This is a genomic window from Plantibacter sp. 2H11-2 (assembly GCF_050031945.1).
GTDB lineage: Bacteria > Actinomycetota > Actinomycetes > Actinomycetales > Microbacteriaceae > Plantibacter > Plantibacter auratus.
In genome coordinates this window covers 123,794-144,433 of sequence record NZ_JBNBBL010000001.1, presented here as the reverse complement: position 1 = coordinate 144,433, position 20,640 = coordinate 123,794, and the positions used below count along the sequence as shown (strand labels likewise).

The following is a 20,640-nucleotide window of genomic DNA, read 5'->3' as shown; positions in this document are numbered from 1 at the left end:
ACGTGTTCTCCGGTCTGCTCCTCCTTAGCTGCCGCGACGAGTCCTAGTTCCAGGCCTCCCTCGTCGCGGAGTTCGTCATTGGCTCACCCCCAATCCCACGAGGAGATCCCAGGATCATGAAGAACACCCAGACCCCATCAGGCATGCCGGTCCACCGCTACCGCGCCTACCAGGACCAGTTCGACGTCTCGCTGCCCGATCGCACGTGGCCTGACCGTCGGATCACCGAGGCCCCGCGCTGGTGCGCCGTCGACCTCCGCGACGGCAACCAGGCCCTCATCGACCCGATGAGCCCGGAGCGCAAGCGCATCATGTTCGACCTGCTCGTGAAGATGGGCTACAAGGAGATCGAGGTCGGGTTCCCGAGCGCGAGCCAGACCGACTTCGACTTCGTCCGCAGCCTCATCGACGAGGGTGCGATCCCCGAGGACGTCACCATCCAGGTGCTGACCCAGGCACGCGACCACCTCATCGAACGCACCTACGAGTCGCTGCGCGGGGCGAAGCAGGCGATCGTGCACCTGTACAACTCGACGAGCATCCTGCAGCGCGACGTCGTGTTCCGCAGCGACAAGCAGGGCATCATCGACCTCGCCCTCCACGGCGCCCGGAAGTGTCGCGAGATGGAGTCGACGGTCCCCGGGACGCAGATCTACTACGAGTACTCGCCGGAGAGCTACACCGGTACCGAGCTCGAGTTCGCCGTCGACATCTGCAACCAGGTGGTCGAGGTCCTCGAGGCGACGCCCGACCGCAAGGTCATCATCAACCTGCCGTCGACGGTCGAGATGGCCTCGCCGAACGTCTACGCGGACTCGATCGAGTGGATGAGCCGCAACCTGGCCAACCGCGAGAACATCATCATCTCGCTGCACCCGCACAACGACCGCGGGACCGCGATCGCGGCAGCCGAGCTCGGCTACCTGGCCGGCGCCGACCGGATCGAGGGGTGCCTCTTCGGGAACGGTGAGCGGACCGGCAACGTCGACCTCGTCGCGCTCGGCATCAACATGTTCACGCAGGGTGTCGACCCGCAGATCGACTTCAGTGACATCGACGAGGTCAAGCGGACGGCCGAGCACTGCAACCAGCTGCCGGTGCACGAGCGGAGCCCGTGGGCGGGCGACCTCGTCTTCACGGCCTTCAGCGGTTCGCACCAGGACGCGATCAAGAAGGGCTTCGAGGCGATGTCCGTCGACGCCGTCTCCCAGGGCAAGGACGTCGCCGACCTCGAATGGGCCGTGCCGTACCTGCCGGTCGATCCGCAGGACCTGGGGCGCAGCTACGAGGCGGTCATCCGCGTGAACTCGCAGTCGGGCAAGGGCGGCGTCGCGTACCTGCTCAAGACCGACCACGCGATCGACCTGCCGCGTCGCCTGCAGATCGAGTTCTCCGGCGTCGTCCAGGCGAAGACCGACGCCGAGGGCGGCGAGGTGACGAGCGGCCAGATCTGGTCGATCTTCCAGGACGAGTACCTTCCGGCCGCAGTCGCGGACGCCAAGTGGGGTCGGTTCGAACTCCAGTCCACGAAGACGTCGAGCGACCTCGCCGGCACCGTGGTCCTCGAGGTCGCCCTTCGCGACGGCGAGCAGGTCGAGGAGCGCACCTCGACCGGTAACGGCCCGATCGCGGCCTTCCTCAACCTGCTCTCCGGGCGCGGCATCGAGGTCACGCTGTACGACTACGTCGAGCACACGCTGAGCGCCGGAGGCGACGCCGAGGCGGCCGCCTACGTCGAGCTCCAGGTGAACGACCAGCGCCTCTGGGGCGTCGGCATCGACGGCGACATCGCGACCGCCTCGCTCAAGGCCGTCGTCTCGGCGGTCAACCGGGCCGTACGCACGCAGGTCGAGGCGCGGGAACTGGCCTCCATCTGACGATCCCGCTGCGCCGGGTCGGCCCGGCGCAGCGCTGTCCTCCGGCGTACACCCGGAGGATGATCTTCCCGCGCGAGGACGGGGTGACCGGCTGACAGGTCGTACGGTTGGGGGATGCTCCGCTCGCTCCGACCCGGCCAACTGGCCCTCGACATCGCGCTGCCCTCGGTGCTGTTCCTCGTCACTTTCGCGGCATACGCCGCTCGGCCGACCCAGTACGTCATCGTCCTGCTCGGCATGTGCGTGGCGCTCGCCCTCCGCCGCCTGGCTCCCGGGATATCCCTCGCCGTCGCCTGGGTCACGGCGCTGGCGCAGATGCTGCTCCTCCTGGCACCCGATCCTGCGAACTTCGCGATCCCGGTCGTGCTCTACGCTGCGGCGAGTTACGGCGGCCGGGTGGTGCGATGGGTCTCCTTCGCTTCCGCGTTCGTCGGTGCCGCGCTCATCGCGTTCTACGTGATCGTCGTCCCGAGTTGGACCACGGCCATCGGCGCGGAGATCAGTACCTTCGGCCTCGCGAACGACATGACACCGGTCGCGCAGGTGACGGTCGGGCTGTTCATGTTCCTCGCGTTCGCCGCCTTCTTCGGCCTCGCTTGGACCGCAGGGGTCCTCATGCGGACCTGGCGGCTCGCCCGCGAGAGCCGCCAGGCGCAGCTCCTGGCCGAGCGCGACGTCGCCGTGGAGCAGGAGCGCAACCGGATCGCGCGCGACATGCACGACGTGGTCGCGCACTCCCTCGCCGTCGTCATCGCCCAGGCCGACGGTGCCCGATATGCGCTGGCCGCGGACCCGGATTCGGCCGACCAGGCGTTGCGGACGATCTCGAGCATCTCCCGCGAGGCCCTCGCCGACGTCCGGGTGTTGCTCGCGCAATTGCGATTCCAACAGACCGAGGGCCCGCAGCCGGTCATGGCCGACCTCGACCGGCTCTACGAGCAGTTGCGAGGAGCCGGACTGGACGTGGTGGTCCAGAGCCACGGTCAGGAACGACCGGTGGCGACCGGTTCGCAGCTCGCCGTCTACCGGATCATCCAGGAGGCGCTCACGAACGCGCTCCGACACGGCGACCATCGTGGGCCGATCGACGTCCATCTCGACTGGACCGGACCCGAGCTGCAGCTCTGGGTCGTCAACCGGGCGAAGGTCGAACTGCCGAAGGCCGGCACGGGGCACGGACTCGCCGGGATGAACGAGCGCGCTACGCTGGCAGGCGGCAGGTTCGGGACGACCCTGGTGGACGGTCTCTTCACCGTCTACGCATCGATCCCGTACGCGACGGTGGGAGTGACGAGATGACCGATCCGAGTGATGCGACGGCAGCTGGGGCGATCACGATCGCGCTGGTCGACGACCAGGCGCTGTTCCGAGGCGGGATCCGCATGCTCATCGGTTCGCAGCCGGACCTCCGCGTCGTCGGCGAGGCCTCCGACGGGCGTCAAGCGGTCGAGCTGGCCGCACGGACACGTCCGCAGGTCATCCTCATGGACGTCCGCATGCCGGTCCTGGACGGGATCGAGGCGACGAAGACGATCCTGGCTGAGGCGGACGCGCGCGGGGGCGAGCGGCCTCGCATCGTCGTGCTGACCACCTTCGACCTCGACGAGGCGGCCGCGACGGCCATCCGAGCCGGCGCGAGCGGGTTCCTGCTCAAGGACGCGGAGCCGGAGTTCCTGCTCGCAGCGATCCGCACCGTCCATGCCGGGAACGCGGTCATCGCCGCGTCGGCCACCCGCGAGCTGTTCGAGCACTTCCAACAGGCGCCGGCGGCTCCGGCCGCGCCCCAGCGCTACGCCGAGCTCACGGCGCGCGAGCGCGAGATCTTCCTCCTCGCGGCGCGCGGTCTGAGCAACTCCGAGATCGCCGCCGCCGAGTTCCTCAGCGAGGCGACCGTGAAGACGCACATCAGCCGGATCTTCGCGAAGCTCGAGGTGCGCGACCGGGTCCAGCTCGTCGTGTTCGCCTTCGAGCACGGCTTGGTCTGACGACGGTCCAGCGGGCACTCGTGGAGTGATCGAGGATCATCCCCGCGATGTACCAGGGTCGCTCGTGCGCCCGACGCGCACCCGGCACCGCACTCCGTAGCTTCGGAGTATGACCACTTCAGCACAGCCGTCCGTCGTCGCCAGCGTCCACGGACTCCGGAAGAGCTACGGACCCGCCGACAACCAGGTCGTCGCCCTCGACGGCGTCGACCTCGAGATCGAGCGGGGCCGATTCACCGCCATCATGGGCCCGAGCGGCTCCGGCAAGTCGACGCTCATGCACATCATGGCCGGCCTCGATCAGGCCACCGCGGGGCGGGTGCGCCTCGGCGACCAGGACATCACGGACCTCGACGACGGGCAGCTCACGATCCTCCGTCGGCGTCGTGTCGGCTTCGTGTTCCAGGCCTTCAACCTGGTCCCGACGCTCGACGTCGCGGCCAACATCCGGCTGCCCTTCGAACTCGACGCCCGCCGTCCGACCGGTGAGGAGCAGAGCTGGATCGACGTGCTCGTGAGCACGCTCGGACTCGCCTCCCGACTCGGGCACCGCCCGCACGAACTCTCGGGCGGACAGCAGCAGCGCGTCGCGATCGCGCGTGCCCTCGCGACGCGACCCGAGCTCCTCTTCGCGGACGAACCGACCGGCAACCTCGACTCCCGCACCGGGCGGAGCGTCCTGGCCCTACTGGCGGCGGCCAGCACCGAGTACGGGCAGAGCATCGCGATGGTGACGCACGACCCGATCGCCGCGAGCTACGCGGACCGGATCGTGTTCCTCGCGGATGGCCGGGTGGTCGAGGACCGTCCCCGATCGACCGCCGAGCAGATCTCAGCGCTCATGCTCGGCATGGAGCGTGCGGCATGAGCCGGGCGGATCTCGGGCCCCGGGCCCGCGAGCATCGGGCGAGCCTCCTCGTCGCGACGCTCAGCGCCTCGTTCGGCGTCCTGTTGCTCATGGTCACGAGTGTGCTCTCCACCTTCATCCTGGCCGACGACGTCACGGGGTCCAGCGGCACCGTGGTCATCATGCTCATCCTCGCGGCCGCCGTGTTCGTCTCGTTGGCGGTGTACGTCGGTGCGATCGTCACGGCGAACACGTTCGCAACGATCGTCGCCGGGCGGACGAGGACGATCGCGCTGCTCCGCCTGATCGGTTCGACGGCGCGATCGCAGCGTCGCGCCGTCGCGAAGGAGGGTGTCGTCGTCGGCCTGCTCGGTGGGGGAGCAGGGTTGCTCGTCGGACTCCTCGCGACCTTCGCGCTCGTGCGGATCGGCGTCGCGACCGGTGTGCTGCCCGAGCTGCCGTACGCGATCGTCGAACCGGCGGTCCTCCTGCCGGTCGTCGCGGTCGTCCTGACCACCTGGCTCGCGTCCTGGATCGGCGCGCGTCGCGTCCTGACGGTCACCCCGATGCAGGCGATCGGAGGATCGCAGGAGTTGAGCCGGGAGGAGGCCACCGCGCGGCCCGCTCGGAACGCGGTCGCGATCGGTCTCTTCGCGGTCGGTGTCCTGCTCCTGCTCGCCGGTGTCGGCGTCGGGCTCGTGTCGCCGCTCGGCGTGCTCATCGGCATCGTCGGCGGAATCGTCTCCTTCTCCGGCCTCGTGCTCGGCGCGCACCTCGTGATGCCGCCGGCGCTGCGGCTGGTCGGCCGGCTGTTCGGCACCTCCGCGACGGCTCGACTCGCCGCCGAGAACGCCGTCCGCTACCCGGAGCGCAGTTCACGCACGACGATCGGACTGGTGATCGGCGTGACCCTCGTGACGATGTTCGCGGTCGCAGCGACCAACTTCCAGGAGTTCGTACTGAACGCACAGGCTGCGAATCCGGAGGTCTACGAGGGCACGCAGGCCGTGGTCGCGACGACCGTCGGCGTCTTCTCCGCCCTCATCGGGCTGAGCGCGCTCATCGCCGCGGTCGGGATGGTCAACAACCTCTCGCTCAGCGTCCTGCAACGCACCCGCGAACTCGGACTGCTCCGCGCACTCGGATTCTCCGCGGCGCAGATCCGTCGCATGATCGTGATCGAGGCGGCGCAGCTCACCATCGCGGCCGTCGTCGTCGGCCTCGTCCTCGGGACGTTCTACGGCTGGGCCGGTGCCCAGTCGATGCTCGGCGCGATCAACGGTTCGCCCGGGCTCATCTTCCCGGTCATCCCGTGGGCCATCGTCGCCGTGATCGTCGTGCTCGCCGCGCTCCTCACGGCTGCGGCCTCGGTGGCACCGTCCCGTCGGGCGACCCGGATCGCACCCGTCGCGGCACTCGCGGTCGACTGAGACGACTCAGCCGCGCGTCGAGCGGCGCCAGATCCGCCACCCGCCGATCTGGCGCTGCTCCGGCAACGTCCACCCGAACCGGACGGCCAGGAGGCGGATCACCGCGGTCGAGGAGACGCCGACGATGGCCGCGATCCCGAGCGGTGCCCCGAAGGTCACGGCGAGGACGAGGAGGGCGGTCCCGACCGCGGCCGCCACGGCGTAGAGCGAGCCGACGTGCATGAGGGCGACGGGGACACCGAGCATGACGTCGCGGAGCACCGATCCGCCAACGGCTGAGACTGTTCCGACGAAGATCGCCGGGATGACCGGCAGGCCGGCTGCCAGGGCCTTGGTGGAGCCGATCGCTCCGAACATGCCGATCGTCAGGGCGTCGAGACCGATGATGACCGGCCCGAGCCTCGTGATGGTGCGCAGGAGGAACATCCCGAGCAGGGCGGCTCCCGAGGCGACGGGGAGGTACCAGTTGTTCTGGAGGGACGCCGGCACCTGTCCGAGGAGGATGTCGCGGATGAGACCGCCACCGAGTCCGACGACGACGCCGATGATGGCGACGCCGAGCCAGTCGAGTTGACGATCCTGGAATCTGGCCGCGAACATCGCGCCCTGGACGGCGCCGATCGCGACCGCCGAGAGGTCGACCCACAGCGGAACGACGAAGAGGACCTCGTTCACGGCTTCATCTCTCCAGGCGCTCCTTCGATCCCCGACGGCGGTTCCCGGGTCACGTTGTCGGTGCGAGGCGGGATAATCGATGCGTGCCGGTATATCGAGACGAAGTGGTGGTGTTGAGGACCCACAAGCTCGGCGAGGCCGATCGCATCGTCACCATGCTCTCACGCAGCAGGGGCAAGATCCGGGCGGTCGCGAAGGGTGTCCGTCGCACGGGCTCGAAGTTCGGGTCCCGGCTCGAGCCGTTCATGGTCGCCGACGTCCAGTTCTACGAGGGCCGCAGCCTCGACACCATCACCCAGGCCGAGTCGCTCGGCTCGTACGGCGCCGAGATCAGCGCCGACTACGGGAGCTACACGGCCGCCAGCGCCATGGTCGAGGCGGCTGATCGTCTGACGGAGTCCGAGGGCTCCCTGCAGCAGTACCTGCTGCTCGTCGGCGCCCTGCGGTCGCTCTCGAAGCACGAGCACGGTCCGCGGCTCACCCTCGACTCCTACCTGCTCCGGGCGTTCTCGCTCGCCGGTTGGGCACCGAGCTTCGGCGCCTGCTCGCGGTGCGGCACGGAGGGCGAGTACTCGCACGTCGTCGTGCAGCTCGGCGGGGTCGTGTGCGACGACTGCGCGCCCTCGGGGAGCCCTCGGCTCGACGCCGACACCCTCTCGCTCCTCGGAGCACTGCTCTCCGGCGACTGGGAGTACGCGGAGGCCGCCGCCGAGCAGACGGCCTCACGGGCGAGCGGATTCACCGCCGCCTATGCGCAATGGCATCTGGAGCGCGGCCTGCGGTCGCTCGCGCACCTCGAACAGGATCGGAGCCGCGGGTGACCCCGAAGCCCTACACCCACCGCGACGCGGTGCCGTTCAAACCGATCGACTGGACAGGGGAGGTCCCGCCCGAGTTCGCGAAGGATGAGGTGCCGTCGCACGTCGCGATCGTCATGGACGGCAACGGCCGGTGGGCGAACCGGCGCGGACTCACGCGTGTCGAAGGGCACAAGGCGGGCGAGGCCGCACTCCTCGACGTCGTGGCCGGTGCCCTGCAACTCGGGATCAAGCACCTGTCGGTGTACGCGTTCTCGACGGAGAACTGGAAGCGCTCACCCGATGAGGTCCGCTTCCTCATGGGGTTCAACCGCGAGGTGCTCCATCGACGGCGCGACCAACTGAACGAGTGGGGCGTGCGCGTGCGCTGGTCGGGGCGTCGGCCGCGGTTGTGGACCTCGGTCATCAAGGAGCTCCAGACGGCGGAGGAGCTGACGCGCGACAACGACCGCCTGACGCTCACCATGTGCGTCAACTACGGCGGTCGCAACGAGATCGTCGACGCGGTGCGCAGCATCGCCGACGACGTCGCCGCCGGCCGCATCAAGCCGTCGGCCGTCTCGGAGCGTCTCGTCCAGAGCCGGCTCTACCTGCCCGACCTCCCGGACGTCGACCTCTTCGTCCGGAGCTCCGGAGAGCAGCGCACCAGCAACTTCCAGCTGTGGCAGTCGGCCTACGCGGAGATGGTCTTTCTCGACACCCTCTGGCCCGACTTCGGGCGGCGTCAGCTCTGGGAGGCCGTCGAACGGTACGCCGGACGCGACCGTCGTTTCGGCGGGGCGCGCGACGTGCCAGACGCCCCGGCGCCCTCGGGGGAATGACCGACGGGTGTCGGTGGTTGGCCCTGACATGAGTGAACCCATCAAGATCGACATCTGGTCCGACATCGCCTGCCCGTGGTGCTACATCGGCAAGCGCAAGTTCGAGCGGGGTGCGGCGGAGTTCGCGCAGCTCGGCGACGGACGCGAGGTCGAGGTCGAGTACCACTCCTTCGAGCTGGCACCCGACACCCCGGTCGACTTCGACGGCACCGAGATCGACTTCCTCGTGAAGCACAAGGGCATGCCGGCCGACCAGGTGCAGCAGATGCTCGATCGGGTGACGGGGATCGCCTCGGACGCCGGTCTCGAGTACGACTTCGGCATCCTCCAGCACACGAACACGGTGAAGGCGCACGAACTGCTGCACTTCGCCAAGGCGGAGGGGAAGCAGCTCGAGATGACCGAGCGCCTCCTGCGGGCCTACTTCACCGAGGGCCGTCATGTCGGTCGCATCGAGGACCTCGCCGACCTCGCCGTCGAGGTGGGGCTCGACCGGTCCGCCGTGGTCTCGGCGCTGGAATCCGGCCAGTACACGCAGGCGGTCCGCGAGGACCAGGCGACGGCACAGGGGTACGGCATCCAGGGCGTCCCGTTCTTCGTCATCGACGGCGCCTACGGGGTGTCCGGGGCGCAGGAGGCGGCCGCGTTCACGCAGGTCCTCGAGCAGGTCTGGACGGAACGCGCGAGCACCGTGCCGGTGCAGGCGTGAGCACGGAGACGACGTCCCCTGAGCGCAGCGTCGATGATCAGCAGCCGGCGACGGTCCGGCCGGCGCTCCGACTCCTCGGGGGCGACGCCGTCGTCTGCGAGGGCGACAGTTGCCTCGTGCTCCCGCCGGAGCCGGCTCAGGACTGACGGTCCTCCGGCTCGGTGAGGTCCGCGGTGACGGCGCCGATGGCGGTGAGGTACTCCGCCGCGTCGACGAAGGCGCTCCACCCGTGCTCGCCGGCGCCGATCGAGATGCGCCCTCCGCGCTCGAGGATGCGCTCGTCCGCGTAGACGGGGAGTGGAGCGCTCGCACCGAGGACCGTGATGGTGCCGCGCTCGTAGCCGGTCGCCTGGAACGCGGTCGCCGCGTCCGGCATCGCGAGCTTGTTCACCCCGAGCAGCGTGCGGAACGGCGGCCAGGAGATCTTGCGGCCGCCCGGCACGAGGGCGAAGAGGTAGTCGCCGCTGCGACGCTTCACGACGATCGTCTTGACGATGTCCGCGGGCTCGATGCCGAGCAGCTCCGCAGCCTCGTGGAGACTGCGCGCGGGCGGTCGCTCGACCAGCTCCACGTCGAGACCGAGTGCGGCGGCCGCTGCTCGGACGCGCTCGCGGCCGGACGGCTGGAGGTCGGCGGGCGGGACGGCGTCTGACATGTGGTCCTCACTGGGCGCGGGAGCGCCGATCATCTGGGAGAATCGAGGGTGATGTCTCTTCCTACCACGCTCTCGCAGCGCCCGAGCCTCGCGATCGGGCCCATCGTGCTCGACTCGCCGGTCGTGCTCGCCCCCATGGCCGGGATCACCAACACGGCGTTCCGTCGACTGTGCCGCGAATACGGTGCCGGACTGTACGTCAGCGAGATGATCACCTCCCGCGCGCTCGTCGAACGCACGCCGGAGACCATGCGGCTCATCCAGCACCACGAGAGCGAGACGCTCCGCTCCATCCAGCTCTACGGCGTCGACCCGAAGACGGTCGCCGAGGCCGTCACCATGCTCGTCGCCGAGGATCGCGCCGACCACATCGACCTCAACTTCGGCTGCCCGGTGCCCAAGGTCACCCGCAAGGGCGGGGGAGCGGCGCTGCCCTGGAAGACCGGGCTCTTCCGCGACATCGTCGAGGGCGCGGTCCGTGCCGCCGGCGACGTCCCGCTCACGATCAAGATGCGCAAGGGCATCGACTCCGACCACCTCACCTACCTCGAGGCCGGCCGGATCGCCGAGGGCGCCGGCGTGGCGTCGATCGCGCTGCACGCCAGGACCGCCGCCGAGTTCTACTCCGGTCACGCGGACTGGTCGGCGATCACGAAGCTCAAGGAGACGGTCACCTCGGTGCCGGTCCTCGGGAACGGCGACATCTGGTCGGGCGAGGACGCCCTCCGGATGGTCGACGAGACGGGCTGCGACGGCGTCGTCGTGGGCCGCGGTTGCCTCGGTCGCCCTTGGCTCTTCGGCGACCTCAGCTCGGCGTTCGCCGGCGAGGGCGGCAAGGCGGAGCCGTCCCTGGGCGACGTCGCGGCCGCGTTCCGGCGTCACGCCGAGCTCCTGGCCGAGTTCTTCGAGAGCGAGGAGCGCGGCTGCCGCGACATCCGGAAGCACGTCGCCTGGTACTTCAAGGGGTACCCCGTCGGCGGTGACCTCCGCGCGAGCCTTGCGACCGTGGAGTCGCTCGACCAGCTCGACGAGCTGCTCGCGACCCTCGACTGGACGGCCCCCTACCCGGGTGCCGCAGCGGAAGGGCAGCGCGGGCGCGCCGGTACGCCGAAACGACCGGCACTGCCGTACGGCTGGCTCGACTCGCAGTCGCTGGGTGCCGACGAGCAGACCGAGATCGCGGGAGCGGAACTGGACCACAGTGGCGGATAGCATCATCGAGCAGGGGAGCGTCTCCATGGACCGGGACGGCTACACCCTGCACGACGAAGAACGCTGGATGCCCGAGCACCACTCGACGAGACGCTCCGACTTCGCGCGCGATCGTGCACGGCTGTTGCACTCCAGCGCCCTGCGGCGACTCGCCGCCAAGACCCAGGTGCTCAGCCCGACGAGCGGTGTCGACTTCGCCCGGAACCGACTGACGCACTCCCTCGAGGTGGCGCAGGTCGGTCGCGAGCTGGCTGCCAGCCTGGACCTCGCTCCGGACGTCGTCGACACGGCGTGCCTCGCGCACGACCTCGGTCATCCGCCGTTCGGTCACAACGGCGAACGAGCGCTCAACGACTGGTCCGCCGCGATCGGCGGGTTCGAGGGCAACGCCCAGACCCTGCGGATCCTCACGCGCCTCGAATCCAAGGTCTTCGGCCCCGACGGCGAGCCGTACGGTCTGAACCTCACCCGCGCGAGCCTCGACGCCAGCTGCAAGTACCCGTGGCCGGCGGCGCAGTCGGTGCCGGATCCCGGTGGCCGGGCCAAGTTCGGGTTCTTCGACGAGGACTCTGCGGCCTTCCGCTGGTTGCGAGCCGGCGCTCCCGAGCGCGTCCGCTGCGTCGAGGCGCAGGTCATGGACCTCGCGGACGACATCGCCTACTCCGTGCACGACTTCGAGGACGCCGTCGTCGGGGAGTACATCGACCCGGCGTTCCTGAATGCGCGCGCAGGACACGACCGCCTCATCGACACCGCGCTGTCCTGGGCCGGCGACGACTTCACCCACGACGACCTCGCCGCCGCCTTCGACCGGCTGCAGTCCTCGCACACCTGGATCACCGCCTGGGACGGCTCCCGGCGCGACCTCGGTCGGCTCAAGAACTTCACGAGCCAGATGATCGGTCGGTTCGCCGGTGCGGCGACCGCGGCGACCCGGGAGGCCTTCCCGCAGGCCAGCCTCGTGCGGTTCGGGGCTGACGTCGTGGTGCCCCACGGCATCCAGGCCGAGATCGCCCTCCTCAAGGGGATCGTGGCCGCGTTCGTGATGTACAGCGACTCCCGCCAGCCGCTGTACGTCCGGCAGCGGGAGATCCTCATCGAACTGTCGGACGCGGTGTTCGCGCTCGGCGAGTCGGCCCTCGACGTCGGCTTCGCGGCGGACTGGCGGGCAGCCGGGTCCGATGCGGAACGCCGTCGCGTCGTCGTCGACCAGATCGCGAGCCTGACCGATCAGAGCGCCCTCTCCTGGCACGAACGGCACGTCGGCGCCTGACGCTCCTCCACACGGGGACGGGTCTCCGACTCCACTGCGCGGAGGCCCTCAGGGATGGACGATGGACGCACGAGACTAGGATCGAAGCATGGCCGGACGGATTCGACAGAGCGATGTTGAAGAGGTCAAGGCACGCACCAACATCGGCGACGTCGTCGGCGACTACGTCTCGCTGAAGTCCGCCGGCGTCGGCTCGCTGAAGGGCTTGTGCCCCTTCCACGACGAACGCAGCCCGAGCTTCCACGTGCGCCCCACGGTCGGGCTGTACCACTGCTTCGGCTGTGGCGAGAGCGGCGACGTCTACAGCTTCCTGCAGAAGATGGACCACGTGACGTTCGCGGAGTCGGTGGAACGTCTCGCGCAGCGCATCGGGTACCCGCTCAGCTACGAGGAGGGTGGCGGCAAGGTCGACCACGGCAACCGGGCTCGCCTCTTCGCCGCCAACCAGGCTGCCGCCGAGTACTTCCAGCAGCAGCTCCACGACGGCGACGCCGACCTCGGGCGGCGGTTCCTCGGCGAACGCGGCTTCGACGCCGCCGCTGCCGACCACTTCGGGATCGGGTTCGCGCCTGCCGGCTGGGACCACCTCATGAAGGCGCTGCGGTATCGCGGATTCTCCGACGAGGAAATGCTCGCGGCCGGGCTCGTGTCGAGCGGCGACCGCGGGGTCTACGACCGGTTCCGCGGACGCCTCATCTGGCCCATCCGCGACACGACCGGGCAGGTGCTCGGTTTCGGCGCCCGGCGCCTCCGCGACGACGACAAGGGGCCGAAGTACCTCAACACCCCCGAGACGGCGATCTACCACAAGGCGCAGGTCCTCTACGGACTCGACCTCGCCAAACGCGACATCTCGCGCGGCAAGCGCGTCGTCGTCGTCGAGGGGTACACCGACGTCATGGCCTGCCATCTGGCGGGGGAGACCACCGCGGTGGCGACCTGCGGGACCTCGTTCGGGGTCGATCACATCAAGATGATCCGCCGCGTCATGGGCGACGACTCCGCCACCGGCGAGGTCATCTTCACCTTCGACCCTGATGAGGCCGGGCAGAAGGCCGCGACGCGTGCGTTCGGCGAGGAGAAGCGCTTCTCGGCCCAGACGTACGTCGCCGTGTCCTCCGACGGCCTCGACCCCTGCGACCTCCGCCTCAACCGCGGCGACGGCGCCATCCGGAAACTCGTCGACGGCCGCGAGCCGATGTTCGAGTTCATCATCCGGCGGACGCTGGCGGGCTTCGACCTCGAGACGGTCGAGGGCCGCGTCGGCGCACTCCGCGCGGCCGCGCCGGTCGTCGCCGAGATCCGCGACCCCTCGCTCCGTCCCGGGTACACCCGGGTGCTCGCGAAGCAGCTCGGCATGGAACTTGACGAGGTGGCCCGCGCCGTGCGTGCTGCCGGCGGTGCCGCCGCAGGAGGCTCGCAGAACTCCGCCCGAGACGCCCGCCAGCAGGGCCCTGGCGCACCAGCTACCGAGCCGCCGCGCGAGCGGCAGGCCTCGCTCAACGACCTGCCCAAGGATCCGTCGACGCGCCTCGAGCAAGACGCCCTCCGTGCGATCCTGCAGCTGCCCCAACACCTCGAACGCCCCATGCTGGAGCGCGCGGTCCAGAGCTCGGTCGCCAACAGTTCCCTCGCCGTGGTGCGCGACGCCATGAGTGTGAGCCTGGACCAACTCGGGACGAACGCCTGGCTCGAGACCGTCATCGCACAGGTCCCACCCGGCTTCGACGGACTCGTCCGCGAGCTCGGAGTGTCCCCACTACCCGAGACGAACGAGGAGAAGCTGCCGAGCTACGTCCGGGACATCGCGCGGGCGTTGATCGACCGCGACCTCCTCGGTCGCAAGGCGGCTTTGCTCGGGTCGTTGCGTCGCACCGACCCCCGCGACGAGTCCCACCGGGAGATCACCCGGCAGCTCGCGGACGTCGAGGCGGAACGGCGTGCGCTCCGCGCCGAGGCCTGACGCGGTCCGCCTCCTCCGAGCGTGGCACGTGGCCCCGCCGGGATCGCCGGATACACTCGATGGCGATCCGGTGGCTCCCCGTGCACCGGAAGGAGAGGTCTCATGAAGCACCCAGAGCAGGACGGACCGGCGGTCCGGGCGAGTGATCTGAGCGTCGACTACGCCGCGCACGGCGTGAGTCCGAGCAATCGAGCGCTGGACGGCATCAGCTTCGAGCTGCCCGTCGGCGGCTCGCTCGGGGTCATCGGCAGCTCCGGCTCGGGGAAGAGCACGCTCCTGCGGGTGCTGTCCGGACGCCACCTGACCGGCGCGGACTCCCGTCCGTTCGTGTCCGGGGGCGACGCGAGCACGCTCGGTCGCTCCATGCGCAAGGTGGGCCGCAGGGAACTCACGAAGCTCACGTTCGAGGTGTCGCTGCTCGAGCAGGAGGCCGGCGCGCACCTGAAGCCCGAACTCACCGTCACGGAGCTCATCTCGGAACCAGTGCTCGCACGCGACAAGAAGTTCAGCGAGCAGGCCCTCGGCGTCCGGGTCGCCACGCTGCTGGACGCCGTGCAGATGCCGCTCTCCAGCCTCGACAAGTACCCCTACGAGCTGAGCGGTGGTCAGCGACAGCGTATCGCCATCGCGCGCGCCCTCGTCCTCGGCCCGAAGGTGTTCATCGCCGACGAACCGACGGCCGGCATCGACATCACGGTCCGGCACACGGTGACCGAGTTGCTCGACGGGTTCCGACGCGACGGCGGCACGGTCATCGTCGTGACACACGACCTCGCGATGCTCCGTGAGGTCACCGACGACGTCCTGGCGCTCCACCAGTCGCGGGTCGTGGGCTACGGCCCGATCGACGCGATGCTCGCCGATCCGCCGCACGAGTTCCTCGCGGCGCTCGCCCAGTCGGGCGGCACGGAGACCCAGTACGAGACGCCCGAGGCCGTCGGCATCGATTGATCGCGTGTCGATTTGGAGTCTGCGAATCCTTTGCTACAGTAGATACGCGCTGCAACGCAGAGGCCGGATTCGTCCGGCCGGTCGAAGCACGTATTCCTCGATAGCTCAATTGGCAGAGCAATCGACTGTTAATCGATAGGTTGTTGGTTCGAGTCCAACTCGAGGAGCTGCACAGAATCCCTCGGTCCATACGGACCGGGGGATTCGTCGTTTGATGCCGGTTTCACGAAACCGGCAGGGACGCCGTAGACTGGACAACGAGGCCCGAAGACTCCACTCTTCGGGCCTCGTTGCATGTCCGGACACCCTGCGCCTATCGAGGTGATGCCGTGTCGATCGTGCCGGCGTCGTGTCCGTCGATCTGGTTCAGCCCTCGAGGTCGTCGCGACCCGGCAGCCAGGAAATCCCGGGGATGCCCCAGCCCGCCTTGCGGATCGCTTTCGCCGCTCGGCGCGAGTGCGGCAGTTCGAGGCGGTCCACGTAGAGCACGCCGTTGAGGTGGTCGAACTCGTGCTGCAGGATGCGTGCGCGCCAGCCGACGACCCGCAGCTCGACGGGGTCGCCCTCGAGGTCGGTCCCGATGAGCATGGCTGCTTCCGCGCGACGGAGCGGGTGCCGCTCGCCGGGGACGGAGAGGCAGCCCTCCGACTCGGCCTCCTCGTCGAGCTCGCCCACCGGCGGGGGACTGATCCACAGCACCGGGTTGATCGCCACGCCACGCCAGGGCTGGCCGTCGTCGTCCTCGTAGCTGTAGACGAAGAGGCGGAGCGGGACGCCGACCTGCGGGGCCGCGAGTCCGACGCCGGGAGCGAGGTCCATGGTCTCGTACATGTCGGCGACGAGCCGACGAAGGTCGTCGTCCACGGTGGTGATCGGTCGGGCGACGGAGTGGAGCACCGGGTCACCGGTCACGTGGATCTCGAGAATTGCCATTGCTCGAGCCTATCCGCTGGGCTCGGCCTGGCGTGCCGGGATCGGCGGGGCCGCGGGGTACCCTCGACGGGTGATCCCCTCCGCCATCGACATCGCCGACCTCGCGGACGACTTCACCCAGAACCCCTCCCAGCTCCTCGGCATCCCGTTCGCACTCCTCGGCGCCGTCTTCCTCTCGCTCGGTGCGCAGCTGCAGCACCGGGGTGTGGCGAAGGTCGAGTCGTCGAGCGGCACCGACGCGACCTCGGGGCTCAACGTCGCTCAGCTCCTGGCGCTGCTCAGTCGGCCGTCCTGGGTGACCGGAACGGTCATGCTCGGGCTCGCGATCGTGCTCCAGCTCGGCAGCCTGTCCCTCGCACCGATCACCCTCGTCCAGCCGTTGGGCGCGGTCGCGCTCGTCATCACGGCGGTGGTGAACAGCAGGATCAGCGGCGTCCGGTTGAACCGTCGATCGGTCGTCGCGATCATCGCATGCGTCGGCGGCGTCGGCCTGTTCGTGACGATCGCCGCGGTCTTCACGGGCGAGCACCGGATCACCGAGGCCGAACTCGTCACGATCCTGGTGATGCTCGGTGTCGTGCTCGTCGTGTTCGGGCTCGGCTTCATGGTGTTCCGGTCACGCTTCACGGCCATCTTCTACATCGTCGGGACCGGGGTGCTCTACGGCTTCGTCGCGACGCTCGCCAAGGTCATCATCGGACGGCTGCAGCAGGGCGAGTTCGACTGGCTCACGGTCCTCTGCGGGCTCGGCCTCGCCGCCGCGAGTGCGCTCGGCGGCTACTTCGTGCAGACCGCCTACTCCTCGGGGCCTCCCGATCTGGTCATCGCGGGCCTCACCGTCATCGATCCGATGATCGCGGTCGGCATCGGCATCATCGTGCTGGGGGAGGCGAGCAACGCCCCGTTCTGGGCGGGCTTCGGCTTCGTCGTGGCCGGCGCGATCGCCGTGTGGGGTGTCTTCCAGCTCGCCCGCCATCACCCGCAGGTGAGCCAGACGCCGGCGGCCGCGGCAGCCGCGAAGGCCCTCGCGACCGGCGACGCGCCCGCCTGAGCCCTGGAGCCCGAACGGGCTGCAGGTATGCTTGAGCATGGCGTTCCGCGCCGCATCAGGGTCGTGAGCGACCGCCCGCACCCCCTCACATCACTGGCCAAGCACAGAGGAATCACCGATACCTTGACTTCTCCCGACGACCAGCACCTCGCGAAGGCGTCCAGCACGACGCCGAGCGCCGACACCCACAAGCCGTTGCGGGTGGTCATCGGTGCCGACACCTTCTCGCCCGACGTGAACGGCGCCGCACGCTTCGCCGAACGCCTCGCGGCCGGACTCGTCCGCCGAGGCCACGACGTCCACATCGTGGCGCCCGCCGGCTCGCGCAAGTTCGGCACGTGGAAGGAGACCCACGAGGGTCAGACGATGACGGCGCATCGCCTCTTCAGTCTCCGGTGGTACCCGCACGACTGGCTGCGCTTCGCGATGCCGTGGTCGATGCGACGGAACGCCCGGAAGATCCTCGACCGCGTGAAGCCCGAAGTCGTGCACCTGCAGTCGCACATCGTGGTCGGTCGTGGTCTCTCGATCGAGGCCGAGCAACGCGGCATCCGCATGGTGGCGACGAACCACATCATGCCCGACAACATCCTCGACTTCACCGTCATCCCCAAGCGCACCCAGGAGTGGCTCGTCCGGACGCAGTGGGCTGCCGCCCGTCGCGTCTTCGATCGTGCCTTCGCCGTGACGACCCCGACGCGCAAGGCCGCCGACTTCCTGGAGCAGTTCACGGGCCTGACCGGTGTGCACGCGATCTCCTGCGGGATCGAGGCCGGACAGTACACGCCGTCGTTCGAACCGCGGAAGCGCAACACCATCCTGTTCGTGGGTCGCATCACGAGCGAGAAGCAGATCGACGTGCTCCTGCGCGCGCTCACGAAACTCCCGAAGGAACTCGACGCCCACGTCGACGTCATCGGTGGCGGCGACCAGGCGAAGAACCTCGAGCAGCTGACCCAGCAGCTCGGCATCGGCGACCGCGTCCGATTCCTCGGCAAGGTGTCCGACGATGAGGTGAAGCAGGCCTACACGAACGCCACCGTCTTCGCGATGCCGTCCATCGCGGAGCTGCAGAGCATCGCGACGATGGAGGCCATGGCCTCCGGTCTCCCGGTGGTCGCGGCCGACGCCATGGCGCTGCCCCACCTCGTGCACGATCAGGTCAACGGATACCTGTTCGAGCCGGGCAACGTCGACGCCCTGGCCGAGCGGCTCGCGACGGTACTCAGCGCCTCGCCCGAGGAGTACCGCCGGATGCAGGACGCCTCGTTGGAGCTCGTCTCCGCACACGACATCGAGCGCACGCTCGACACCTTCGAAGCGCTCTACCGCGGCGAGCAGGTCGTCGACCCGACGACCGAGCGTCACACGGCGACCGCAGACCGCCAGGAATCCCGCGACTGACTCCCGCCCGGCGGGCCACTCGGTACACTGGGTTCCGCACGGGGCGGTAGCCAAGCTGGTGAAGGCATTCGGCTCATAACCGAACGATGCGTGGGTTCAAGTCCCACCCGCCCTACCGAGATCCGGCCCATGAGCCTTGGTTCCGGTCACTGAGCTTGTCGAAGGGCGCCCTTCGACAGGCTCAGGGACCGGGACGGGGCGGCTCAGGGACCGGGATGCCGTGGCTCAGGGCCCGTCAGTCCGCGAGGACGAGAGCGGCGGCACCGACGAGCGGGCCGTCGGCGTCGAGGCCGGACGGGACCACGCGCAGCTCACGGGCGTAGGCGTGCAGCGCAGCCGCGGTCGCAGCCTTCTGGACGAGGTCGAGGTAGTCGGGGGAGACCCGCGAGAAGCCGCCTCCGATCGCGACGCGTTCCAGGTCGAGCAGGGTCGTGATGCTGCAGAGGGCTTCGCCGACGGCCTCGGCGGAACGTCGGACGGCGCGGATCGCGATCTCCGTTCCAGCTGCGTAGTCGGCCCCGAGCTGTTCGCCCGTCGTGCCGGTCCATCCCTGGGCGCGCGCCCAGGCGACCGTCGCGGTGCCTGACGCGATGCCCTCCAAGGTCCAGGGTGTGCCGACAGCATCCGGTTCGCGTCGGCGGAGTTGCATCTGTCCGAGGTGGCCGGCGTTGCCCGAGGTGCCCGGGACGAGTCGGGATCCGAGGATGATCCCGCCACCGATCCCGGTCGAGACGACGATGCCCATGCTGTTCTCGGTTCCGCGGAGCGCGCCCTGCCAGTGCTCGGCCAGGGCGATGCAGGTGCCGTCGAGTCGGAGTTCCACCGGACCGGACGTGAAGCGCCGGAGCTCAGCCACGACGGGGAAGTCGGCGAGTCGGGGGAGGTTGATCGGCGAGACGGTGCCGTCGGCCCTGCCGATGGGGCCCGCCGAACCGATTCCGACACCGGACACCGGCCCGCCATGGGCCGCGACGCTCTGTTCGGCGGTCTGGAGGATCGACGCCACGAGCTCCTCGCGGGTGGCCGCGGCGCCCGTCGGACCGCGGAACCGAGTGCCAGGCCGGATCCGCCCCTCGGCGTCGACGATGGCCGTTTCGACCTTCGTACCGCCGATGTCGATCGCGAGGGCCTCGTGCATCACCGCTCCATCCTCGAGGGCCGTCAGTCCGGGCCGGCTCCCGATCCAGCGTACTGGGAACGACACGGTTGTCATTCCTCCAGGTCATGGGGCATAATGCTCGTATCGGCGCGAGTCGAACAACTGCATACACGGAGGTCCGGTCAGCCGGACACCGACATGGATCACACTGCATGGGTCGTTGGGGAAGACGCACCCGGACGCAGTGGAGGAATCATGTCGACACCGATGACGAAGGGTGTGCTGTTCGTGCACTCGTCGCCTCGCGCGCTCTGCCCGCACCTCGAGTGGGCGGCAGGTCGCGCTCTTGGTCGTGCCATCAGTTTCGACTGGGAAGACCAGCCGATCCTCCGTGGTGCGCAGCGCGCCGAGGTCTTCTGGGAAGGCCCGCACGGCACCGGAGCCGCACTCGCCTCAGCCCTGCGCGGCTGGGAGCACCTCCGCTACGAGGTGAGTGAAGACCCGGCCCAGGGTGTCGACGGTGCTCGGTGGATGCACACGCCCGACCTCGGGATCTTCTACGCACAGACCGACAGCATCGGCAACGTCGTCGTCCCGGAGGATCGCATCCGGTACGCCATGGAGGTCGGCGCCGGGAACGCCGCCGAACTCCAGCGCGAACTCCGCGTGGCGCTCGGACAGCCGTGGGACGACGAACTCGAGCCGTTCCGTCACGCCGGCGACGGGTCCTCCGTCATCTGGCTGCACAACGTGGGCTGATCCGGCCCCGCCGACGCGGCGGCACCGCGCACGCGAGACAACTTCACAGACGACAGGGTGCCCACGTGGCGTGGACCGTGCGAGGTCGGTGACACTCCCGGCAGACACGAGGTGACGAAACGGCGGCACCCTGGTCAGTAGACGACGACGGGTCGTGGTGCATGCACCACGACCCGTC

General features: G+C 69.3%; 20 protein-coding genes and 2 tRNA genes. 18 read left to right on the top strand and 4 right to left on the bottom strand.

Annotated features, from left to right (window positions below; genetic code table 11):
* Positions 1-116 precede the first annotated feature (116 nt).
* From leuA to ACQG07_RS00610, 5 genes are all read left to right on the top strand, one after another.
* Entirely contained in the window at positions 117-1,877 is a 1,761-nt protein-coding gene (gene leuA, locus ACQG07_RS00630; RefSeq protein ID WP_079705755.1) for a 2-isopropylmalate synthase, read from the top strand.
* A gap of 114 nt (positions 1,878-1,991) precedes the next feature.
* Positions 1,992-3,176 (top strand): sensor histidine kinase, encoded by a 1,185-nt coding sequence (locus tag ACQG07_RS00625; protein ID WP_426736882.1) that lies wholly within the window; start codon positions 1,992-1,994, stop codon positions 3,174-3,176.
* The gene (locus tag ACQG07_RS00620; RefSeq protein ID WP_426736881.1) at positions 3,173-3,862 is read left to right on the top strand and encodes a response regulator; all 690 of its coding nucleotides are present in this window, start codon (positions 3,173-3,175) and stop codon (positions 3,860-3,862) included. Before ACQG07_RS00625 ends, ACQG07_RS00620 begins: the two co-directional genes overlap by 4 nt.
* Before the next feature lie 109 nt (positions 3,863-3,971).
* Positions 3,972-4,730 carry an ABC transporter ATP-binding protein gene (locus tag ACQG07_RS00615; RefSeq protein WP_079705758.1) on the top strand — a complete coding sequence of 253 codons (759 nt, stop codon included), beginning with the start codon at positions 3,972-3,974 and terminating at the stop codon, positions 4,728-4,730.
* Positions 4,727-6,139: an FtsX-like permease family protein gene (locus ACQG07_RS00610; protein ID WP_426736880.1), complete on the top strand. Its 1,413-nt coding sequence runs from the start codon at positions 4,727-4,729 to the stop codon at positions 6,137-6,139. Before ACQG07_RS00615 ends, ACQG07_RS00610 begins: the two co-directional genes overlap by 4 nt.
* 6 nt (positions 6,140-6,145) lie before the next feature.
* Here ACQG07_RS00610 and ACQG07_RS00605 read toward each other — a convergent pair whose 3' ends face one another.
* On the bottom strand, positions 6,146-6,814 hold the full coding sequence (locus ACQG07_RS00605; RefSeq protein WP_079705760.1) for a trimeric intracellular cation channel family protein: 669 nt from the start codon (positions 6,812-6,814) through the stop codon (positions 6,146-6,148).
* 83 nt (positions 6,815-6,897) lie between these two features.
* Here ACQG07_RS00605 and recO point away from each other — a divergent pair, with 83 nt between their 5' ends.
* From recO to ACQG07_RS00585, 4 genes are read left to right on the top strand one after another with little or no spacing between them, the layout of a single operon-like run.
* Complete coding sequence (gene recO, locus ACQG07_RS00600) at positions 6,898-7,635, top strand: DNA repair protein RecO (protein WP_079705761.1); 738 nt, start codon at positions 6,898-6,900, stop codon at positions 7,633-7,635.
* Entirely contained in the window at positions 7,632-8,453 is an 822-nt protein-coding gene (locus ACQG07_RS00595; RefSeq protein ID WP_426736878.1) for an isoprenyl transferase, read from the top strand. The genes recO and ACQG07_RS00595 overlap by 4 nt, the downstream gene beginning before the upstream one ends.
* A gap of 28 nt (positions 8,454-8,481) precedes the next feature.
* Entirely contained in the window at positions 8,482-9,162 is a 681-nt protein-coding gene (locus tag ACQG07_RS00590) for a DsbA family oxidoreductase (protein WP_426736877.1), read from the top strand.
* Complete coding sequence (locus tag ACQG07_RS00585; protein ID WP_192005047.1) at positions 9,159-9,308, top strand: hypothetical protein; 150 nt, start codon at positions 9,159-9,161, stop codon at positions 9,306-9,308. The genes ACQG07_RS00590 and ACQG07_RS00585 overlap by 4 nt, the downstream gene beginning before the upstream one ends.
* Here the strand turns inward: ACQG07_RS00585 and ACQG07_RS00580 are convergent.
* Complete coding sequence (locus ACQG07_RS00580; RefSeq protein WP_426736876.1) at positions 9,299-9,817, bottom strand: aminoacyl-tRNA deacylase; 519 nt, start codon at positions 9,815-9,817, stop codon at positions 9,299-9,301. The two genes, ACQG07_RS00585 and ACQG07_RS00580, sit on opposite strands and share 10 nt — an antisense overlap.
* Positions 9,818-9,868: 51 nt before the next feature.
* Between ACQG07_RS00580 and dusB the strand changes: the two genes are divergently transcribed.
* From dusB to ACQG07_RS00555, 5 genes are all read left to right on the top strand, one after another.
* A complete protein-coding gene (gene dusB / locus ACQG07_RS00575; RefSeq protein WP_079705764.1) occupies positions 9,869-11,029 on the top strand; it encodes a tRNA dihydrouridine synthase DusB in 1,161 nt (386 codons plus the stop codon).
* A gap of 25 nt (positions 11,030-11,054) precedes the next feature.
* A complete protein-coding gene (locus ACQG07_RS00570) occupies positions 11,055-12,302 on the top strand; it encodes a deoxyguanosinetriphosphate triphosphohydrolase (RefSeq protein WP_085511054.1) in 1,248 nt (415 codons plus the stop codon).
* Positions 12,303-12,390: 88 nt separating this feature from the next.
* Positions 12,391-14,265 carry a DNA primase gene (gene dnaG / locus ACQG07_RS00565; RefSeq protein WP_426736875.1) on the top strand — a complete coding sequence of 625 codons (1,875 nt, stop codon included), beginning with the start codon at positions 12,391-12,393 and terminating at the stop codon, positions 14,263-14,265.
* A gap of 102 nt (positions 14,266-14,367) precedes the next feature.
* Complete coding sequence (locus ACQG07_RS00560; protein WP_071260793.1) at positions 14,368-15,216, top strand: ATP-binding cassette domain-containing protein; 849 nt, start codon at positions 14,368-14,370, stop codon at positions 15,214-15,216.
* Positions 15,217-15,310: 94 nt separating this feature from the next.
* A tRNA-Asn gene (locus ACQG07_RS00555) sits at positions 15,311-15,383 on the top strand.
* Positions 15,384-15,582: 199 nt separating this feature from the next.
* On the opposite strand, the gene def is transcribed toward ACQG07_RS00555, so the two are convergent.
* On the bottom strand, positions 15,583-16,149 hold the full coding sequence (gene def, locus ACQG07_RS00550; RefSeq protein ID WP_274499826.1) for a peptide deformylase: 567 nt from the start codon (positions 16,147-16,149) through the stop codon (positions 15,583-15,585).
* A gap of 70 nt (positions 16,150-16,219) precedes the next feature.
* Between def and ACQG07_RS00545 the strand changes: the two genes are divergently transcribed.
* The 3 genes from ACQG07_RS00545 (at position 16,220) to ACQG07_RS00535 (ending at position 18,719) form a co-directional block, all read left to right on the top strand.
* Positions 16,220-17,200, top strand: coding sequence for a DMT family transporter (locus tag ACQG07_RS00545; protein ID WP_426736874.1), 981 nt, complete (start codon positions 16,220-16,222; stop codon positions 17,198-17,200).
* A 123-nt stretch (positions 17,201-17,323) separates the two neighbouring features.
* Positions 17,324-18,604 carry a glycosyltransferase gene (locus tag ACQG07_RS00540; RefSeq protein WP_426736873.1) on the top strand — a complete coding sequence of 427 codons (1,281 nt, stop codon included), beginning with the start codon at positions 17,324-17,326 and terminating at the stop codon, positions 18,602-18,604.
* Positions 18,605-18,644: 40 nt separating this feature from the next.
* A tRNA-Ile gene (locus tag ACQG07_RS00535) sits at positions 18,645-18,719 on the top strand.
* Between the two features lie 120 nt (positions 18,720-18,839).
* Here the strand turns inward: ACQG07_RS00535 and ACQG07_RS00530 are convergent.
* Positions 18,840-19,808: an ROK family protein gene (locus ACQG07_RS00530; RefSeq protein WP_426736872.1), complete on the bottom strand. Its 969-nt coding sequence runs from the start codon at positions 19,806-19,808 to the stop codon at positions 18,840-18,842.
* 150 nt (positions 19,809-19,958) lie between these two features.
* Here ACQG07_RS00530 and ACQG07_RS00525 point away from each other — a divergent pair, with 150 nt between their 5' ends.
* The gene (locus tag ACQG07_RS00525; protein WP_064293650.1) at positions 19,959-20,462 is read left to right on the top strand and encodes a DUF3145 domain-containing protein; all 504 of its coding nucleotides are present in this window, start codon (positions 19,959-19,961) and stop codon (positions 20,460-20,462) included.
* Positions 20,463-20,640 lie beyond the last annotated feature (178 nt).